Annotated in this window: 17 protein-coding genes and 2 tRNA genes; 13 read left to right on the top strand and 6 right to left on the bottom strand. The window is 69.4% G+C overall.

The genetic code is table 11. The features are described from left to right. The first annotated feature begins 6 nt into the window (after positions 1–6). Together P4826_RS01505 and P4826_RS01500 are read left to right on the top strand one after the other, a co-directional pair. A complete protein-coding gene (locus P4826_RS01505) occupies positions 7–1,527 on the top strand; it encodes an NAD(P)H-hydrate dehydratase (RefSeq protein ID WP_317702248.1) in 1,521 nt (506 codons plus the stop codon). 9 nt (positions 1,528–1,536) lie between these two features. After that, entirely contained in the window at positions 1,537–2,367 is an 831-nt protein-coding gene (locus tag P4826_RS01500; RefSeq protein ID WP_317702247.1) for an isocitrate lyase/PEP mutase family protein, read from the top strand. On the opposite strand, the gene P4826_RS01495 is transcribed toward P4826_RS01500, so the two are convergent. From P4826_RS01495 to P4826_RS01480, 4 genes are all read right to left on the bottom strand, one after another. Next, the gene (locus P4826_RS01495) at positions 2,349–2,951 is read right to left on the bottom strand and encodes a hypothetical protein (protein WP_317702246.1); all 603 of its coding nucleotides are present in this window, start codon (positions 2,949–2,951) and stop codon (positions 2,349–2,351) included. The two genes, P4826_RS01500 and P4826_RS01495, sit on opposite strands and share 19 nt — an antisense overlap. Positions 2,952–3,214: 263 nt before the next feature. After that, a complete protein-coding gene (locus P4826_RS01490) occupies positions 3,215–4,198 on the bottom strand; it encodes an MlaD family protein (RefSeq protein ID WP_317702245.1) in 984 nt (327 codons plus the stop codon). Positions 4,199–4,212: 14 nt separating this feature from the next. Next, positions 4,213–5,007 (bottom strand): MlaE family ABC transporter permease, encoded by a 795-nt coding sequence (locus tag P4826_RS01485; protein ID WP_317702244.1) that lies wholly within the window; start codon positions 5,005–5,007, stop codon positions 4,213–4,215. After that, complete coding sequence (locus tag P4826_RS01480) at positions 5,000–5,461, bottom strand: MerR family transcriptional regulator (protein ID WP_317702243.1); 462 nt, start codon at positions 5,459–5,461, stop codon at positions 5,000–5,002. Before P4826_RS01480 ends, P4826_RS01485 begins: the two co-directional genes overlap by 8 nt. Before the next feature lie 39 nt (positions 5,462–5,500). On the opposite strand from P4826_RS01480, the gene P4826_RS01475 reads away from it, so the two are divergent. The 7 genes from P4826_RS01475 (at position 5,501) to P4826_RS01445 (ending at position 11,168) form a co-directional block, all read left to right on the top strand. Further along, positions 5,501–7,525: a heavy metal translocating P-type ATPase gene (locus P4826_RS01475; protein WP_317702242.1), complete on the top strand. Its 2,025-nt coding sequence runs from the start codon at positions 5,501–5,503 to the stop codon at positions 7,523–7,525. After that, the gene (locus tag P4826_RS01470) at positions 7,522–7,905 is read left to right on the top strand and encodes a DUF3703 domain-containing protein (protein WP_317702241.1); all 384 of its coding nucleotides are present in this window, start codon (positions 7,522–7,524) and stop codon (positions 7,903–7,905) included. The genes P4826_RS01475 and P4826_RS01470 overlap by 4 nt, the downstream gene beginning before the upstream one ends. 65 nt (positions 7,906–7,970) lie before the next feature. After that, on the top strand, positions 7,971–8,591 hold the full coding sequence (locus tag P4826_RS01465; RefSeq protein WP_317702240.1) for a YitT family protein: 621 nt from the start codon (positions 7,971–7,973) through the stop codon (positions 8,589–8,591). A gap of 35 nt (positions 8,592–8,626) precedes the next feature. Beyond that, positions 8,627–8,992, top strand: coding sequence for a hypothetical protein (locus tag P4826_RS01460; protein ID WP_317702239.1), 366 nt, complete (start codon positions 8,627–8,629; stop codon positions 8,990–8,992). Positions 8,993–9,100: 108 nt separating this feature from the next. Continuing rightward, complete coding sequence (locus tag P4826_RS01455) at positions 9,101–9,595, top strand: cupredoxin domain-containing protein (protein ID WP_317702238.1); 495 nt, start codon at positions 9,101–9,103, stop codon at positions 9,593–9,595. Between the two features lie 25 nt (positions 9,596–9,620). Further along, positions 9,621–10,103 carry a DUF411 domain-containing protein gene (locus P4826_RS01450; protein ID WP_317702237.1) on the top strand — a complete coding sequence of 161 codons (483 nt, stop codon included), beginning with the start codon at positions 9,621–9,623 and terminating at the stop codon, positions 10,101–10,103. A 57-nt stretch (positions 10,104–10,160) separates the two neighbouring features. Further along, entirely contained in the window at positions 10,161–11,168 is a 1,008-nt protein-coding gene (locus tag P4826_RS01445) for a P1 family peptidase (RefSeq protein WP_317702236.1), read from the top strand. A gap of 75 nt (positions 11,169–11,243) precedes the next feature. Here P4826_RS01445 and ettA read toward each other — a convergent pair whose 3' ends face one another. Continuing rightward, a complete protein-coding gene (gene ettA / locus P4826_RS01440; protein WP_317702235.1) occupies positions 11,244–12,905 on the bottom strand; it encodes an energy-dependent translational throttle protein EttA in 1,662 nt (553 codons plus the stop codon). Between the two features lie 258 nt (positions 12,906–13,163). On the opposite strand from ettA, the gene P4826_RS01435 reads away from it, so the two are divergent. The 4 genes from P4826_RS01435 to P4826_RS01420 all read left to right on the top strand — a co-directional run bounded on the left by P4826_RS01435 (position 13,164) and on the right by P4826_RS01420 (position 17,829). Continuing rightward, entirely contained in the window at positions 13,164–14,882 is a 1,719-nt protein-coding gene (locus P4826_RS01435; RefSeq protein WP_317702234.1) for a DEAD/DEAH box helicase, read from the top strand. A 134-nt stretch (positions 14,883–15,016) separates the two neighbouring features. Continuing rightward, on the top strand, positions 15,017–16,879 hold the full coding sequence (locus P4826_RS01430; protein ID WP_317702233.1) for a M14 family metallopeptidase: 1,863 nt from the start codon (positions 15,017–15,019) through the stop codon (positions 16,877–16,879). A 320-nt stretch (positions 16,880–17,199) separates the two neighbouring features. Then, a tRNA-Arg gene (locus P4826_RS01425) sits at positions 17,200–17,276 on the top strand. Between the two features lie 256 nt (positions 17,277–17,532). Further along, positions 17,533–17,829 carry a hypothetical protein gene (locus P4826_RS01420; protein ID WP_317702232.1) on the top strand — a complete coding sequence of 99 codons (297 nt, stop codon included), beginning with the start codon at positions 17,533–17,535 and terminating at the stop codon, positions 17,827–17,829. A 226-nt stretch (positions 17,830–18,055) separates the two neighbouring features. Here P4826_RS01420 and P4826_RS01415 read toward each other — a convergent pair. Further along, positions 18,056–18,148, bottom strand: a tRNA-Ser gene (locus P4826_RS01415). Between the last annotated feature and the right edge of the window lie 4 nt (positions 18,149–18,152).

Genomic DNA, 18,152 nt, shown 5'->3' with positions numbered 1-18,152 from the left:
GCCTGCATGCAGCGCATCACCGCCCACCAGCCCCACGCCCTCCATGACACCGCGGCCACGCGCCGCATCGAGGCCGCCGCGGCCGCGGCCCTGCCCGAGCACACCCTGATGCAGCGCGCCGGCCGCGCCACGGCGCGCCTGGCGCTGGCCCTGGCGCCACATGCGCGCCGCATCTGGATCGCCTGCGGCGGCGGCAACAACGGCGGCGACGGGCTGGAGGCAGCCATGCTGCTGCACCGCGCCGGCCATCCGGTCGTCGTCACCTGGCTGGGCACACCGGCCGCGTTGCCCGCCGACGCGCGCCAGTCCTGGCAACGCGCGCTGGACGCCGGCGTGCACTTTGCCGGCGAGCCGCCAGAGCTGGGCGCGCAGGACCTGTGCGTGGACGCGCTGCTGGGCATAGGCCTTTCGGCACAGGCCCGCGCCCACGCGCCCGATCCGCGTCTGCCGCAGTGGCTGGCCCGGATGCAGGCCGGCGCCGCGCCGACGCTGTGCGTGGATCTGCCCTCGGGCCTGATCGCCGACAGCGGCCAGTACGCCCCCGGCTTCGAGGCCCTGGCCGGCCCGGCGCGCAGCGCGCGCCATACGCTGAGCCTGCTCACGCTCAAGCCCGGCCTGTTCACCGCCCATGGGCGTGATGCCGCGGGCCAGGTGTGGCTGGACGATCTGGACGTGGATGCGCATGCCAGCCCCGCCAGCGCCCGGCTGGCCGGCCCGCCGACCGCTGCCGCGCGCCCCCATGCCAGCCACAAGGGCAGCCATGGCGACGTGGCGGTGATCGGTGGCGAAGGCCTGGGCGCGCGCGGCCTGGGCATGACCGGTGCCGCCCTGCTGGCCGCCAGCGCCGCGCTGCACGCGGGCGCGGGGCGCGTGCTGCTGGCACTGCTCGATGACGGCGCCAGCAGCGCCCTGCCCGAGCTGCCGGAGCTGATGCTGCGCCGCGTGGAGGCCCTGCGCCTGGAACAGGGCGCCGTGGTCTGCGGTTGCGGCGGCGGCGCTGCCGTGGCCGCCCGGCTGCCCGCCGTGCTGCAACAGGCGCAGCGCCTGGTGCTGGATGCGGACGCTCTGAATGCCATAGCTGCCGACGCAGAGCTGCAGCGCCTGCTGAGCGAACGTGGCCGCCATGCCGACTGCGCCACGGTGCTCACCCCGCATCCGCTGGAGGCCGCGCGCCTGCTGGCCACCAGCGCCGCCGCCGTGCAGGCCGACCGCCTGGCCGCCGCCCAGGCACTCGCCGATCGCTACCAGTGCACGGTGCTGCTCAAGGGCTCGGGCAGCATCATTGCCGCACCGGGCCAGCTGCCGCACATCAACCCCACGGGCAATGCGCTGCTGGCCACCGGCGGCACGGGCGACGTGCTCGCCGGCCTGGTGGGCGCACGCCTGGCCGCGGGCCCGGCCGCCAGCGCCGCGGCAGCCTTTGACGCCGCCACCCAGGCCTGCTGGCAGCATGGCGCCGTGGCCGATGACTGGCGCGCGCCACAGGCCCTGACCGCATCGCGACTGGCGCAGTCCCTGCACCCATAAGGAAACAGCATGCACCCCGACAGCAACCAGATCCGCGCCCGGCGCGCCACCTTCCGCCAGCTGCATGCAGCGGGCTGCTTTGCCATCCCGAATCCCTGGGACGCGGCCTCGGCGCGCTGGCTCGCCGGCCTGGGCTTTCAGGCGCTGGCCAGCACCAGCTCGGGCCATGCCTGGTCGCAAGGCCATGCCGACGGCGGCATGCCGCTGCCGGCCGTGCTGGACTACCTGCGCAGCCTGGTGGCGGCAACCGATCTGCCCGTCAACGCCGACTTCGAGCATGGCTTTGCCGACGATGCGGCGGGCGTGGCGCGCAACGTGGCGCTGGCCGTGGACACGGGCGTGGCCGGCCTGTCCATCGAAGACTCCACCGGCCGGCCCGATGCGCCACTGCTGCCGCTGGACGAGGCGGTGCAGCGCGTGCGCGCCGCACGCGCCGCCATAGACGCCAGCGGCCAGGATGTGCTGCTCGTCGGCCGGGCCGAGAACTTCTTCGTCGGCCGCCCGGATCTGGACGACGCCATTGGCCGCCTGCGTGCCTACGCCGAGGCCGGCGCCGACTGCCTGTACGCCCCCGGCATCCACACGCACGAGCAGATCGCCGCCGTGGTGGCCGCGGTAGCGCCCAAGCCGGTGAACGTGCTGGTGGGCTCGGCCGGCACGCTGACCATGGCCGACCTGGCGGCCCTGGGCGTGCGCCGCGTCAGCGTGGGCGGCGGTCTGGCGCGCGCCGCCTGGGGCGGCTTTGACCGCGCCGCGCGCCTGCTGGCCAATGAAGGCCGCTTTGACGGCTTTGCCGACGCGCTGCCAGGCCAGCGCCTGAATCAGTTCTTTGGCGCCTGAGCGGCGGGCGCGCCGCCGCTCTCGATCAGCGCAATGCGCCGCTGCAAGGCGGCCGCCAGCACCGTATCGCCCGCCGCCTGGGCCTGGGCCACGCGCAGCAGCAGCCAGGCCAGCAGTGGCCGGCGCCAGCCCTGCTGCGACGCGGTGCTGATTGCCAGATCCGCCGTGGCCTCGGTGGCGCGGCCGGCGCGCAGCGCAGCGCCGGCGGCCACCAGGCGCGATAGTGGGTCTTCGATGCCGGCAACGGCCTGCGCGCTGGTTGCCGCCGCGCGCTGGGCGGCCGGTAGCAGCGCCGCCTGCTGAGGCGTGGCGCGGCCAGCCAGGTAGTCGGCATAGGCCAGCTGCGCAGCCGTCGCGTCGGCGCGCAGCGCGTCAAAGGCGCTGCAGGGCGCCGCCACCAGGCTGGTCGCCTGGGCGGCGCAGCGCAGCAGCTCCAGCTGGGCCAGCGCATCGGGGCGGCCGGTGCGCGCCAGCTCGGCGCGGGCGCGCTGCCACTCTTGAGCAGCCACGCGGTCATTGCCCGCCAGGTAGGCGGCGCTGGCGCGCTCGGCCGCGCCACGGGCGTTCTGCTGCCAGTCGGGCACGGGCGGCTGGTTGCCGCAGGCGGCCAATAACGCCGCCAGCAGGACGGCCAGAAAAACCCTGCATGAGACTGGCGCGCTCCATGCGCGGGCAGCCGCGCAAGGGCCGCCCCGCCGCGCTGGCTGCGTCCTCCTGCCCGGCGAAGCCGAGAGCGGGGGCTGAAGGCCGCGGCTCCAAGCCTGCCTGCGCAGGCTTGCACGGCCCTGAAGAGCTGCCGCCTCTGGCGGCTGCACGGAGGCGCGGAGCGACTCAGGGGGGTGTTGTTTCATGGCAGCCTCAGCTCCTGGTCGCGCGCAAAAGGCCATTTGCGGTTGATGTCATTGATCAGGCCCTCCAGCTTGCGCAGGTTGGCCTCGACCTCGGCGCGCAGCGCGCCCAGGTCGGCGCTGGCCTCGCGCGCGTTGGCGCCCACGGCCTGGGCCTCGGCCAGCACCGCGTCCACGCGCGTCAGGCTCTGGCGCGTGTCCTGCAGCAGGCCGCTTGCCTGCGCCACAGTGGCGCGCAGCTCGGCCACCAGGCCGGGCTGGCCGGCGGCGCCAAACACCTGGCGGTCGGCCCGGGCCACCACGGCGTCCATGCGCGCCAGCAGCTGCTGGGTGCGGTCCAGCGTCTGTAGCACCTTGCGCGCATCCTGCTCGTTGCCCATGAGCACGCCCAGCGCGCCGCCCGGCGCGTTCAGCCGCTGCGTGAGCTGGCGCACCTGGGCCAGGGTGTCGTTCAAAGCCGAATCCGGGGCGCTGAGCTGCTGCAGGTTGTCGAGCAGCTGGCGCGCCGTGGCCATGAGCTGCGGGATCTCGGCCGTGGCGTCGCCGCGCAGCACCGGGCGCGCGGCGCCAGCGGCCAGCGGCGGGTCGGTCAGCACGCCGCTGTAGGCCTTGATGGTCGTGCCGCCCACCAGGCCGCGCACCAGGGTGAACACGCTGGATTCGCGCAGCCAGTGGGCGTCGCGACTGGCCACGTCCACGGCGATGCGCACATTGCCGTCGCCCGCCAGCTCGATGCGGCGCACGCGGCCTATGGGAAAGCCCGAGAACGTCATGTCCATGCCCACGGACACGCCCTCGGAGTCGTCGGCAATCAGCACCAGGCGCTGGGTGGGCTCGAAGGCGCCGCGCGCATACAGCAGGTACAGCACCGAGCCGGCGATCAGCGCCAGCGTGAGCAGCAGCAGGGCCGCGGCCTTCAGGCGCAGATGCGCCACGGGGCGCAGCAGCTCCTCGGGGGGTGGAGGTGGCAGGGTTTCAGGCATGGCTCATTCGTGATTCAGTAGTAATTACCCATCAGCGACAGCGCCTCAATGAGCAGCAGCACGGCAAACAGGCGCGCCAGGCTGGCCGGTGCGGCGCCGTCCTGGCCCAGCAGGGCGCCGGGCGGTGGTGGGTGCAGGCCGCCGGCCATGGGGATCAGCGCCACGGCCAGGCTGAACAGCAGGGTCTTGAGCGTGAACACCAGCGTGATCGAGGGCGTGAAGACCTGGCCGAACATGCGCGTGTACGCGCTCAATCCTGCCGTGGTCAGGCCGTACACGCCCAGATAAGCCATGACCAGCGCCACCACGCAGGACAGCGCCGCCAGCGTCACGCTGGCATAGGCGCCGGCGAGCACGCGCGGCAGCAACTCGACACGCAGCGGGTCGGCGCCGCGTGCGCGCCAGGCCTGCAGCACCCCCGCCTGGCGCAGCCGCGCCAGCTGCGCGCCGCTGGGAATGGTGGTGCGCATGGCGACGAACAGCGCCGCGGTGAGCGGTATCAGCTCCAGCACCAGCACGCGTATCACCATCTCCAGCGCATAGCGCGTCAGGCCGTAGCTCAGCGCGGTGACGACGACGATATGGGTGATGACCAGGCTGAGCAGCGCCGCCAGGGCGGTAAAGCCCGGCAGTATGGGCAGCGTGTCGGTGTAGATCTGCCGCGCCAGGCGATCGCGCGCGCTGCGGCCATAGCTGGACGGCGACAGCAGCAGCACCAGCACCACGGCGCCCAGGTCGATGATGCGCCACCAGCCCAGCGCCCAGCGCTGCGCGCCGCGCCACAGGCGGTCCAGGCTGGCGTCAAACATGGCGCAGCGCCGAAGCGCTGGGTTGCGGCGGCAGGTCCTGCGCCTCGGCACGCTCGTGCAGGGCTTCTATCACCTGGCAATGGCCGGCCTGGCCATCGCAGCGGCCACGCAGGCCGCGCAGCTCCTTTTCCAGCACCCGCAGCTCGGCCAGGCGCTGGCGCACATGAGCCAGGTGCTCGTCCAGCGTGGCACAGGCCTGGTGGTCGGCCTGGTCGCTGGCGGCGTCTATGGCCAGCAGGCGGCGCACCTCATCGAGCGACATGTCCATGGCCCGGCACAGGCGTATGAAGCGCAGCCGGTGCAGGTCTGCCGAACTATAAAAACGATAGCTGTTGTCGCCCCGCACACCTGGGCGCAGCAGGCCTTCCTTCTCGTAATAGCGGATATTCGCGGCGGACACGCCCGACAGCCGGGCGGCGTCGCCTATGCGGTGCTGCGGGCTTTGCTGCGGCATGCTTGACCTTGAAGTGGCTTGAAGGTTTCCAATCATCGCATGAACCATAGCACCAGCCCTCTTGGCCATGACCATGGCCATGCGCATGACAGGCCGCACACGCATGAACACGGCGCCGCCAACACCGCCTGCAGCGCCTGCAGCAGCTGCGCCACCGACGACGACCATGACCACGGCACGCTGCCGCCCTGGCCGCGCATTGCCGCCGCGCTGGTGTTGGCCCTGGGCGCCGAAGCCGCCCACTGGCTGCAGTGGACATGCCCCGGCATGGCCCTGGCCGTAGCGGCCATCGCCCTGTCCGGCCTGGGCGTGTACCGCGCCGGGCTCAAGGACCTGGCGCGGCTGCGCCTGGGCATCAACGCGCTGATGACCGTGGCCGTGACCGGCGCCGTGCTGATCGGCCAGTGGCCCGAGGCGGCCATGGTCATGGCCCTGTACGTGGCCGCCGAGCGTCTGGAGCATGGCGCTATGGACAGGGCGCGCAACGCCATCCGCGACCTGCTCAAGCTCGCCCCGGCCACGGCCGATGTGCTGCAGGCCGACGGCAGCCTGCAGCGCCTGCCCGTGGCCCAGGTGCCGCTGGGCGCCACGCTGCGCATCGCCCCCGGCGCCCATGTGCCGCTGGACGGCCAGGTCACGCAGGGCAACAGCGCCGTGAACCAGGCCCCCATCACCGGCGAGAGCCAGCTGGCCGACAAGGGCCCCGGCGACGAGCTGTACGCCGGCAGCGTGAACCAGCATGGCGAGCTGCTGATGCGCGTCAGCGCCGCGCCGGCCGACACGCTGCTGGCGCGCATCGTGCGTGCCGTCGAGCAGGCCCAGGCCAGCAAGGCGCCGGCGCAGCGCTTCGTGGATCGCTTTGCCGCCGTCTACACCCCCATCGTCTTCGTGCTGGCGGTGCTGCTGGCGCTGGCGGCGCCGCAGTTCATGGGCTGGAGCTGGCAGCAGGCCGCCTACCAGGCGCTGGCGCTGCTGGTGATCGCCTGCCCCTGCGCGCTGGTCATCTCCACGCCGGTGACGGTGGTCAGCGCCCTCACCGCGGCGGCGCGCCGCGGCATTCTGATCAAGGGCGGCAACGCGCTGGAGGCGGCGCGCGGCCTGCGCGCGGTGGCGCTGGACAAGACCGGCACGCTGACCACCGGCAACCCGGCGCTGGTGCAGTGGCAGGCGCTGGCGGGTTTTGACGGCGCCCAGGCCGCGGCCATCGCCTGGCAGCTGGCCAGCCGCTCTGAGCACCCGGTCTCGCGCGCCATCGCCACGGGCCTGCCGGCCGTGGCGCACAACGGCGTGACCCAGCTACAGGCCCTGCCCGGCCGCGGCGTGCAGGCCGACATCGACGGCCAGCGCTGGCAGCTCGGCAACCTGCGCCTGATGCGCGAGCAGGGCCTGGCCGACGCGGCCCTGCTGGCCACGCTGGAGGAGCACGAACGCCAGGGCCGCAGCGTCACCCTGCTGGCCGATGAGCGCGCCGTGCGCGCCTGGTTTGCCGTGGCCGACCCGCTGCGCGCCCATGTGCCCGAGGCCATAGACCAGTTGCGCGCCCTGGGCGTAAAGCCCATGGTGCTGAGCGGCGACAACCCGGCCACCGTGCAGGCGATTGCGCTGGAGGCCGGCATCAGCGCCGAGGACGCGCGCGGCGGCCTGCTGCCCGAGGACAAGCTGGCCGCCCTGGCCGAGCTGCAGCACCGCCACGGCCCCACGGCCATGACGGGCGACGGCATCAACGACGCGCCGGCCCTGGCGCGCGCCGACCTGGGCTTTGCCATGGGCGGCGCGCACAGCACGGCCATGGCCATGGAGACGGCGGGCGTGGTGCTGATGCACGACGACCTGCGCCGCATACCCGACACCCTGCGCCTAGCGCAGAAAACGCACCGCGTGCTGTGGCAGAACATATCCCTGGCGCTGGGCGTGAAGGCGGTTTTCTTTATGCTCGCGCTGCTGGGCCTGGCCACCATGTGGCTGGCCGTGCTGGCCGACATGGGCGTAAGCCTGCTGGTGGTGGCCAACGGCCTGCGTCTGCGCCACGCCCTGCCCGCCACTTCCGACCAGCCACGACCATGAGCCAGACCCGCCAACGCGCCGCCTTCGACTTTCTGCTGCAGCAATTTGCCGCCAGCGCCGGCCAGAGCGCCGCCCAGCGCTGGCGCTACCTGGAGGCCGCCCATGTGCTGGGCCAGAACCGCCTGGCCCTGCACCTGCGCGCGCACTGGCAGATGCTGCGCTTTGCCCAGGAGCTGGGTGACCGGCAGGAGCTGACCGGGCAGCTGGGCCACCTGTGCATGGCCCCGGTGGGCCACATGGTGCGGCGCATGCCCTACGGCAACAACGGCCGCGCCATCGTGCCCGCGCTGCACCCCATGGTGCCCAGCGCCGCGCTGCGCAGCTGCATCAGTGAAGCCATGCAGGCCGTCGGAGGTGATGTACCGCAAGACCCGGCGTAAAAGCCGACCCACCCGGCGGCCCATGTCCGTCGAAAGGGCATGCCGAGCAAGGAAAATGGCGCCCCATGTCCGCCACCATCACCACCCCGGCCCCCGCTCCCCACACCCGCGTTGAAGACCTGGTGGCCATCGTCACCGGCGTGGCCATGGTCTCGGTGGGCGTGGCGCTGGTGGGCAGCGCCGGCTTGCTCACCGGCGGCATCACCGGCCTGGCCTTTGTGCTGCACTACGCCACCGGCATAGGCTTTGGCAAGCTGTTCTTTGTACTCAACCTGCCCTTTTACTGGCTGGCGCTGCGCAAGCTGGGGCTGGGCTTCACGGTCAAGACCTTTGCCGGCGTGGCCCTGTTGGCCGTGCTGACCGAGGTGCAGCCGCTGCTGATGCAGGTCGGCAGCATCCAGCCGCTTTATGCCGCGCTGGTGGGCGGGCTGTGCATGGGCATGGGCTTTCTGGTGCTGTTTCGCCACCACTGCAGCCTGGGCGGCATAGGCATTCTGGCGCTGTATCTGCAGGGCCGCTTTGGCTGGCGCGCAGGCGCAGTGCAGATGGCGGCCGACTTCTGCATCGTCGCCGCCGCCCTGGTCACCGTGGAGCCCATGCGCGTGCTGTGGTCCGTCATCGGCGCCGTGGCGCTGAACCAGGTGCTGGCCATCAACCACCGGCCCGGGCGCTACATGGCGGCCTGAGGAACTTGTTGCCCCGCCCCGCTATCATTCAGCCCATGCGCCGCGTTCTCTCCCTTGCCCTGGTCATGCTGCTGCTGATGCGCGGCCTGCTGGGCGACGCCATGGCGCTGGGCCAGGCGCCGGTGCAGCCCACGCCGCAGATGGCGCAGATGGCGCACGCCATGGACGCCGACGCGCACCATGCCGTCGCCATGGCGCAAGACTGCTGCGACCACGCCAGCGACAGCCATATGGCGCACCAGGGCGGCTGCGGCGCCTGCGGCGTCTGCCATTCAACGCTGGCTGTTTCCCCCTGGATGGCAGTGCCCGGCACGGGCGCGCAGCACAGCCCGCAAGCACCTCCTGGCACGCGGTTTACCAGTGCCCTGGCTGCTCAGGCCATCAAGCCACCCATTTTCTGAGACCCGACGCCCGAAGTGCGTCCGCCGACAGCCGTATCCGCCCTCCTTGGCGGGTGCGCGGCATGGCGCATGCGCCCATGCATCCCTCTCAAACAACAATGAATCCATATGAAAGCTATTCAATTCATAGCTCCTTTCGCCCTACTGGTAAGCGCTACGGCTAGTTTTTCTCATGAACCCACCAGCCACCACGGCGACCACGGCCACGCGGCCGCCGCGCCGCAGCAGCAGGCCTGGGGCATTGCCGGCCAGGCCGGCAAGGCCACGCGCACCATCACCCTGCGCATGACGGACGACATGCGCTTCACACCGTCGCACTTCAGCGTCAAGCAAGGCGAGACCGTGCGCCTGCGCGTCGAGAACAAGGGCCAGGTGCTGCATGAGGTGGTGCTGGGCACGCAGGCCAGCCTGGACGAGCATGCGGCCATGATGCGCCAGCACCCGGACATGGAGCATGGCGAGGCCCACATGGCCCATGTCAAGCCCGGCCGCAAGGACGATCTGGTGTGGAACTTCAACCGCACCGGCAGCTTCGACTTTGCCTGCCTGGTCGCCGGCCATTTCGAGGCCGGCATGCGCGGCAGCTTCACCGTCACGCCCTAATCGCAACCTGCCCGGAGAACACAGCATGCACAACACCACCCGCCGCCAATGGCTCACGGCCATCGCCGCCGCCAGCGCCTGCGCCGCCCTGCCCGCCTGGGCCACCAGCAACGCCAACGCCGTCGAGGTCTGGAAAGACCCCAGCTGCGGCTGCTGCCAGGACTGGATCGATCACATGCAGGCCAACGGCTTCAAGGTCACCGTGCACGAAACCGGCAACGCCGCCGTGCGCGCCAAGCTGGGCCTGCCCCAGCGCCTGGGCTCATGCCACACGGCCCTGGTCGGCGGCTACCTGCTCGAAGGCCATGTGCCCGCCGCCGACGTGCACAAGCTGCTCAAGGAAAAGCCCAAGGCCCTGGGCCTGACGGTGCCCGGCATGCCCGTGGGCAGCCCCGGCATGGACGGCCCCGAGTACAAGGGCCGCAAGGACGCCTACGACGTGCTGCTGGTGACCAAGAACCTGATGAACAAGGATGTCTCCACCAGCGTGTTCACCAGCTACCGGTAACGGGTAGCGGCCCGCCGGATGGGCTATCGTGGTGTTTTCTCTGCCCGATGCCCAGCCATGCATGATCCATCCGACCACGGCGCCATCACCCATGTTGCCGGCATAGAGGTAGGCCACCACAGCGACAGTCGCCGCCCCACGGGCTGCACCGTGGTCATGGCGCGCGCAGGCGCCGTGGCCGGCGTGGATGTGCGCGGCGCCGCACCTGGCACGCGCGAGACCGATCTGCTGGCCCCCGGCAATCTGGTGGACAAGGTGCACGCCGTGCTGCTGGCCGGCGGCAGCGCCTGGGGGCTGGACGCCGCCACGGGCGCCGTGCGCTGGCTGGAGGAGCAAGGCGTGGGCCTGGACGTGGGCGTGGGCCGCCTGCCCCTGGTGCCGGCCGCCGTGCTGTTCGATCTGCATGTGGGCGACATGAAGATCCGCCCCGACGCGGCGGCCGGCTACGCCGCCTGCGCCGCCGCCTCACGCCAGGCGCCCGAAGAAGGCAACGTGGGCGCGGGCAGCGGCGCCGTGGTCGGCAAGATGTTCGGCATGCAGCACGCCATGAAGGGCGGGCTGGGCACGGCGTCGGTCACCGTGGCCGGCGTGACGGTGGGCGCGCTGATCGCCTGCAACGCCGTGGGCGACGTGGTCGATCCCGCCACCGGCCTGCCCCTGGCAGGCGCACGCACGGCCGACGGACAAGCGCTGCGCGACACCCGCCGCGCCCTGCTCGCCGGCGCACCACCCCACCCGCTGCTGGCCGGCAGCAACACCACCATAGGCGTGATCGCCACCGATGCGCGGCTGTCCAAGGTGCAGGCCCAGCGCCTGGCCGTGGCCGGGCATGACGGCCTGGCGCGCGCCATCAACCCCGTGCACACCATGAGCGACGGCGACACACTGTTCACCCTGGCCACCGGCGTGCGGGAGCAGCACCCCGGCATGCTGGTGCTGGCCACCATGGCCGCCGAGGCCGTGGCCCGCGCCACCGTGCGCGCCGTGCTGACCGCGCGCGCGCTGCATCTGAACGATGGCCTGCGGCTGCCCTGCCACGCGGACATGGTCAGCACCGGGGGCTGATAGTTCCTGCCGCCAGCGGCAGGCGCAAAAAACAACGGGCCTTTCGGCCCGTTGGTCGTCACGGCATTTCGCGCCTTATTTGAGCGCCTTGTAGCGCATGCGCTTCGGGGCCGCGCCCTCTTCGCCCAGGCGGCGCTTCTTGTCGGCCTCGTACTCCTGGTAGTTGCCGTCAAAGAACACCCACTGGCTGTCCCCTTCGGCTGCCAGGATATGGGTGGCGATACGGTCCAGGAACCAGCGGTCGTGGCTGATCACCAGCACCGTGCCGGCGTATTCCAGCAGCGCGTCTTCGAGCGCGCGCAGGGTTTCCACGTCCAGGTCGTTGGAGGGCTCGTCCAGCAGCAGCACGTTGCCGCCCTGGATCAGCGTCTTGGCCAGGTGCAGGCGGCCGCGCTCGCCACCCGAGAGGTTGCCGACCTTCTTCTGCTGATCCTGCCCGTTGAAGTTGAAGCGCCCGCAGTAGGCGCGGCTGGCCATCTGGAATTTGCCCACATTGATGATGTCCAGGCCACCGGAGACGTCTTCCCACACCGTCTTTTCATTCGCCAGCGCATCACGGTGCTGATCCACGAAGGCCATCTTCACGGTCTGGCCGATCTCCACCCCACCCGAATCAGGTTGCTCCTTGCCGGCGATGAGCTTGAACAGCGTCGATTTACCAGCGCCGTTCGGGCCGATGATGCCGACGATGGCGCCAGCCGGAATGTTCATCGACAGGTTGTCGATCAGCAGGCGGTCGCCAAAGGCCTTGGAGACGTTGTTGAACTCGATGACCTTGCTGCCCAGGCGCTCCGCCACGGGGATGAAGATCTCCTGCGTCTCGTTGCGGCGCTGGTATTCGTAGTCAGACAGCTCCTCGAAACGTGCGATACGCGCCTTGGACTTGGCCTGGCGCCCCTTGGCGTTCTGACGCACCCACTCCAGCTCCTTCTTCAGGGCCTTGGCGCGCGCTTCCTCGCCCTTTTGTTCGGCCTCCAGGCGGTTTTGCTTCTGCAGCAGCCAGTCGGAATAGTTGCCCTTGTACGGAATGCCGTGGCCACGGTCGAGTTCCAGAATCCACTCGGCGGCGTTATCCAGGAAATAACGGTCGTGGGTAATGGCCACCACGGTGCCGGTGAAGCGGTGCAGAAACTGCTCCAGCCACTCGACGGACTCTGCGTCCAGGTGGTTGGTGGGCTCGTCGAGCAGCAGCATGTCGGGCTTGGACAGCAGCAGCTGGCACAGCGCCACGCGGCGCTTCTCGCCACCCGAGAGCTGGCCGATCACTGCCTCCCAGGGCGGCAGGCGCAGCGCGTCAGCGGCGATCTCCAGCTGGTGCTCGCTGTCGGTGCCGGCTGCGGCGATGATGGCCTCCAGCTTGCCCTGCTCGGCCGCCAGGGCGTCAAAGTCGGCGTCTTCTTCAGCGTAGGCGGCGTAGACCTCCTCCAGGCGCGCCTTGGCGTTGTTCACCTCGGCCATGGCCTCTTCCACGGCCTCACGCACCGTGTGCTCGGGGTTGAGCTGCGGCTCCTGCGGCAGGTAGCCAATCGACAGGCCCTGCATGGGGATGGCCTCGCCCTCGAACTCCTTGTCGATGCCGGCCATGATCTTGAGCAGCGAAGACTTGCCCGAGCCGTTCAGGCCCAGCACGCCGATCTTGGCACCGGGGAAAAAGGACAGGGAAATGTCTTTCAAGATCTGCCGCTTCGGGGGCACGGTCTTGGTGACACGGTTCATCGAGAAAACGTACTGGGCCATGGATTCTTTAAAAAAATGAGCAAAGAAAGGCGCCGAAAATGCGGCGCGCAACCGTGGATTATCGGCGCATGCGACAATAGCGCCCGCTCGGGGTTCCAGTTGCCCCGACATCAGCCTAGACAAGCTGGGGACGACGAAAGTATTTTTCTGGCTCCCACCCTTGAAATCATCGGCCTACAGAACTGGTCGGCGACCCACCCGGTCGCCCGGCAACAGGTCGATACCCAGCGCCCAGGATGGGCGCATCCAACCTGAATAATGACATTCGAAGAACTGAAGCTGGCGCCGGCCATTTTGCAGGCCGTGCACGAACAGGGTTACAACAACCCCACCCCCATCCAGGCCCAGGCCATCCCCGCCGTCCTTGCCGGCCATGATTTGCTGGCCGGCGCGCAAACCGGCACCGGCAAGACGGCGGCCTTCACGCTGCCCATGCTGCATCGCCTGGCCGGCAGCGCGGCCGCCACGAGCAAGTTTGGCAACCGTGGCGTGCGCGCCCTGGTGCTCACCCCCACGCGCGAGTTGGCCGCACAGGTCGAGGAATCGGTGCGCACCTACGGCAAGCACCTGGCACTCAAGTCCACCGTGATCTTCGGCGGCGTGGGCATGAACCCACAAATCGAACGCATGAAGCGCGGCGTGGACATCCTGGTCGCCACGCCCGGGCGCCTGCTGGACCTGCAGCAACAGGGTTTCATGGACCTGTCCACGGTCGAAATCCTGGTGCTGGACGAAGCCGACCGCATGCTGGACATGGGCTTCATCCACGACGTGAAAAAAGTGCTGGCGCTGCTGCCCGCATCCAAGCAAAGCCTGCTGTTCTCGGCCACCTTCAGCGACGAGATCCGCGATCTGGCCGGCAACCTGCTGAAGAACCCGCAAAGCATCCAGGTCACGCCACGCAACACCACGGTGCAACGCATCAGCCAGATCATCCACCCGGTCGGCCGCGCCAAGAAGAAGCAGGTGCTGCTGCACATCATCCAGCAGCATGACTGGAGCCAGGTGCTGGTGTTCACGCGCACCAAGTTCGGCGCCAACAACGTGGCCGACTACCTGACGAAGAACGGCGTCACGGCCATGGCGCTGCACGGCAACAAGAGCCAGAGCGCCCGCACCCAGGCATTGGAAGGCTTTAAAACCGGCCAGATTCGGGCGCTTGTAGCTACAGATATTGCAGCACGCGGGATCGACATCGACGACCTGCCGCATGTCGTCAACTACGAGATCCCCAACGTCTCCGAGGACTACGTGCACCGCATCGGCCGCACCGGCCGCGCCGGCCGCGAGGGCCAGGCCGTGAGCCTGGTGTGCATGGACGAGGAAGGCTTCATGATGGAGATCGAGCGCTTCACCAAGCAGGAGATCCCGGTGCAGGTCATCGACGGCTTTGGCCCCGACGAGGACGAGAAGGCCGAACCCATCGCCATGGGCCGCCAGACCATCTGGGGCGGCGCCGGCAAGCCGCCCAGCCGCGAAGTCATGCAGGCGGCAGCCAAGGCCGCACGCTCCGAGATGATGGAGCGCATCCGCACCAACAAGGCGGGCCAGGGCCAGGGTCAGCCGCGCGGCGGCCGCCAGGGCGGTGCTGGCAAAGGTGCTCAGGGCGAAGGCGCGCGCGCGGCCAATGGCCAGGGCGGCCAGGGCCGTGGCGGCAATGCCGGCCGACCCGCAGGCCCGGCTCGCGGCCAGCAGCAACAGCCCCGCGGCGCTGACGGCGGGCGTCGCAGCGGCAACAACCCGGGCAACCGCCGCCATGACGACAGCCAGCCGCGCAGCGAGAACGCCCATCTGGGCACCCAGCTCAGGCATGTGAGCCTCGACCCCCGCCACGGCGGCAGCGGTCGCACCAGCCAGCCCGACCCGATGCGCACCAGCGTGGACAGCATGGCCGACCGTGGTCGCCGTGGCGGCTATCGCGGCGGCGGTGGCGGTGGCGGACGTGGCCCGCGCGGTGGCGGCGGTTTTGGCCGCTGACACAGCGCTGTCAAACTGCGCTGACAAGCTCGGCCCACGCCGGGCTTGTTTGCATCTGGGGCCGCGCGCGCTGCCTGCCCTGGCCGGCATCAGATGAGTGCCGGCTAACATCGGCACATTTCACTCTGCCAACCATGATGACGCACAAGTTCCGTACCCACAGCACCACATGGCCAAGCGCCGCCACGGCCCTGCGCATCAGTGCGCCCGCCTGTCGCAGCGGCGCGGCAGCACTCCTCGCCCTGTTGCTGGCCGCATGCTCCAGCACACCACTGCCCCCCTGGCCGGCGCGGGAGGCCAGCCAATCCGCGGCAGCTCCGCAGGCCCAGCGGCAAGTCCCGCCGCCGCTTGGCACGGGCGCCAGCACGGCGCCTGGGCGCACCGAGGCCATTGCCTCGCCGGTGACCGTTACGCCCTTGCCTGGCACGCCCCCTGCGGCCGAAATCCCCATGCCGCAACAGCCCTACGGCGCGGCCGTGGCGGCACGCTTTCCCGATCCGTCCGTGCGTTACGAAACACCCGGCCTGGCCGATGGGCGCCGGGCCTTCACCACCAATGCCGAGCTCACGCAATGGCTGCGCCAGCTGGCGACAGCGCAGCGCGGCGCCACGCGCACGCAGCTGCTCGATCTGGGTCTTTCGCAGCGCGGCACGCCCATCCATGCACTGGTGATCACACGCACCGCAGCCACCGATGCCGCCGCACTGGCTGCCAGCCGCCGCCCCACGGTGCTACTCATCGGTCAGCAGCACGGCGACGAGCCCGCGGGCAGCGAGGCCCTGCTGGTCGTGGCGCGCGAGCTGGCCCAGGGGCTGCTGGAGCCCATGCTCGACCGCATCAACGTCATCGTCGTACCGCGCGCCAATCCGGACGGCGCCGACGCCGGCAAGCGCGTCACCGCCAACGGCATCGACATGAACCGCGACCACCTGCTGCTGGAAACGCCCGAGGCCCAGGCCCTGGCCAGGCTGGTGCGCGACTATCGCCCCATCGCCGTCATCGACGCACACGAATACACGGTGGCCGGGCGCTTCCTGGAGAAGTTCCACGCCCTGCAGCGCTATGACATGCTGCTGCAACATGCCACCACCGCCAACCTGCCGGAGTTCATGAGCAAGGCCGCGCTGGAGTGGTACCGCCAGCCCATGCTCAAGGCACTGGACACCCAGGGGCTGACACAGGAGTGGTACTACACCACCTCCACCCAGCCGGAGGATCTGCGCCTGTCCATGGGCGGCACGCAACCCGACACCGGGCGCAACGTGAACGGCCTGAAGAACACCGTCAGCATGTTGCTGGAAACGCGCGGCATAGGCATAGGCCGCAGCCATATCCAGCGCCGCGTGCACTCGCATGTCACAGCCGTTACCAGCGCGCTGCGCAGCACCGTCGATCGCGCGGGCAACCTGGAGCAGGTGCGCTCCTACGAAACGCGCGACATCGCCGCCCAGGCCTGCCGTGGCGAGATCGTGGTCGAGGCCGGCCCCACGCCGACCCAGCGCGAACTGCTCATGCTGGACCCGGAAACCGGCGCCGATCGTCCGCTGCGCGTGGACTGGAATTCGTCACTGCAGTTGCAGACGCTGAAGAAACGCCCACGCCCCTGCGGCTACTGGCTTGCGGGCCACAACGACAAGGCCGTCGAGCGCCTGAAGCTGCTGGGCATACAGGTCATGCGCGTGGCCGAAGCCGGCTCCACCCTGGCCGACACCTACCATGAAACCCGCCGCGAAAGCGCCGACCGCCAGGACGTGCGCGGCACCGTGGCCGGCGCCGCGCCCATCATCCGCGTACAGGTCACCCCCACCCGCAGCGCCATCGACGTACCCGCGGGCAGCTACTACGTGCCGCTGAACCAACCCCTGGCCAACCTGGCCGTGGCCGCACTGGAGCCCGATACGCAAAACAGCTACTTCGCCAATCACCTGATCACCAACCTGGGCGACCTGGCACGCGTGATGACACCACCCGCCCTGGTATTTGAGGAAACCGAGTGAAAGTCACCGCACACCAGGTTAATTTACTATGATAAATATAGCTGCTTGCGCTTTACTGCATTGCCTTTGAGCAGGTTTTCTCTGATATTTGATTGCCACAGGATCATGGCCTCGCGATACCCATCAAAGCGCACGCCAATCCGCCTGAGCGGGCAGTACAACCCGCTATGATTCAGCCCCTTGGCGACGCTAACCGCCGGTGGCTCAACCGGCCACGGTGCGCATGCCTGCCAAGCCTTTGGTCGGCAAGCTGGAATCGGTTGCACGACAAGGCGTTTTGAACCACACGCCCACCCCGACGGAACCTCAGGGGCACCTAAGCGACGTTAGCTCAGTTGGATAGAGCAGCGGTCTTCTAAACCGCAGGTCGGGGGTTCGATCCCCTCACGTCGCGCCAATCACCCCGCCATGCGGCTGGAAAACATCACCGTGGCGCCCGCAGCCGTAGAGACAATTCGGCCCTGGACGAGCAGTCCCGCCCTCACATGTAGGACAAGTCCGCAAGCAGTCGGTTACGCACCAGGCATGCATTGCCTCGCCTGCATGAAAATTTGATACTGACTGTGTCGATCGCACCCGAGGGCTTTGCCCAAGGCGCAACACCAAGGCCCGAATCGTGCGTTCACACATCCCAGCTCGTCAGGAGCAAGGCCATGCTCATGCGATTCTTTGATCCTGCATCCGTCTATGCGCGCCGCGCACAACGCTGTCTGGACGATGCCCGTATGGCGGCACTGGAGCATGAAAATGCCGCGGAACATCACATGGCCCTGGCCAAGATGTACCGCCACCGCGCCGCACGACTGGAGGCCGAGCTGGCATCGGCCGATCGCTCGACCCACGCGATGGCAGACACCGCTGGTCAACCGCCACGCATCGCCGCCCTGAAGAAACCCAGGGATCACCGCCAGACACAGCCCACCTTTCTGGCACAGGGCTCATCAGCTTGACCGTGGATGCGCGACATGCCGGGGTGTCAATCGACACCCAGCATGCGATGGCATTGCCACCTCAAGGAGACGGAAGAAACTGCTTGCGCGCAAGTACCCTGTGGGAGCACCGGCAGCATCTGCTGGAGGATGGGCCAGGCATTCCATGCCGGCATCGGTAGAAGCATGGGGAAATCGGTGACAAAAAGAAAAAACCCAAGTGAATCAATCACTTGGGTTCTTGTCTTGGCGGAAACGGAGGGATTCGAACCCTCGATGAGGCTCTACACCCCATACTCCCTTAGCAGGGGAGCACCTTCGGCCACTCGGTCACGTTTCCAATC

This window comes from Diaphorobacter limosus (genome assembly GCF_033100095.1).
Lineage (GTDB): Bacteria > Pseudomonadota > Gammaproteobacteria > Burkholderiales > Burkholderiaceae_C > Alicycliphilus > Alicycliphilus limosus.
Note: the sequence above shows the minus strand (reverse complement) of the source record. Positions and strands in the feature narration are given on the sequence as shown.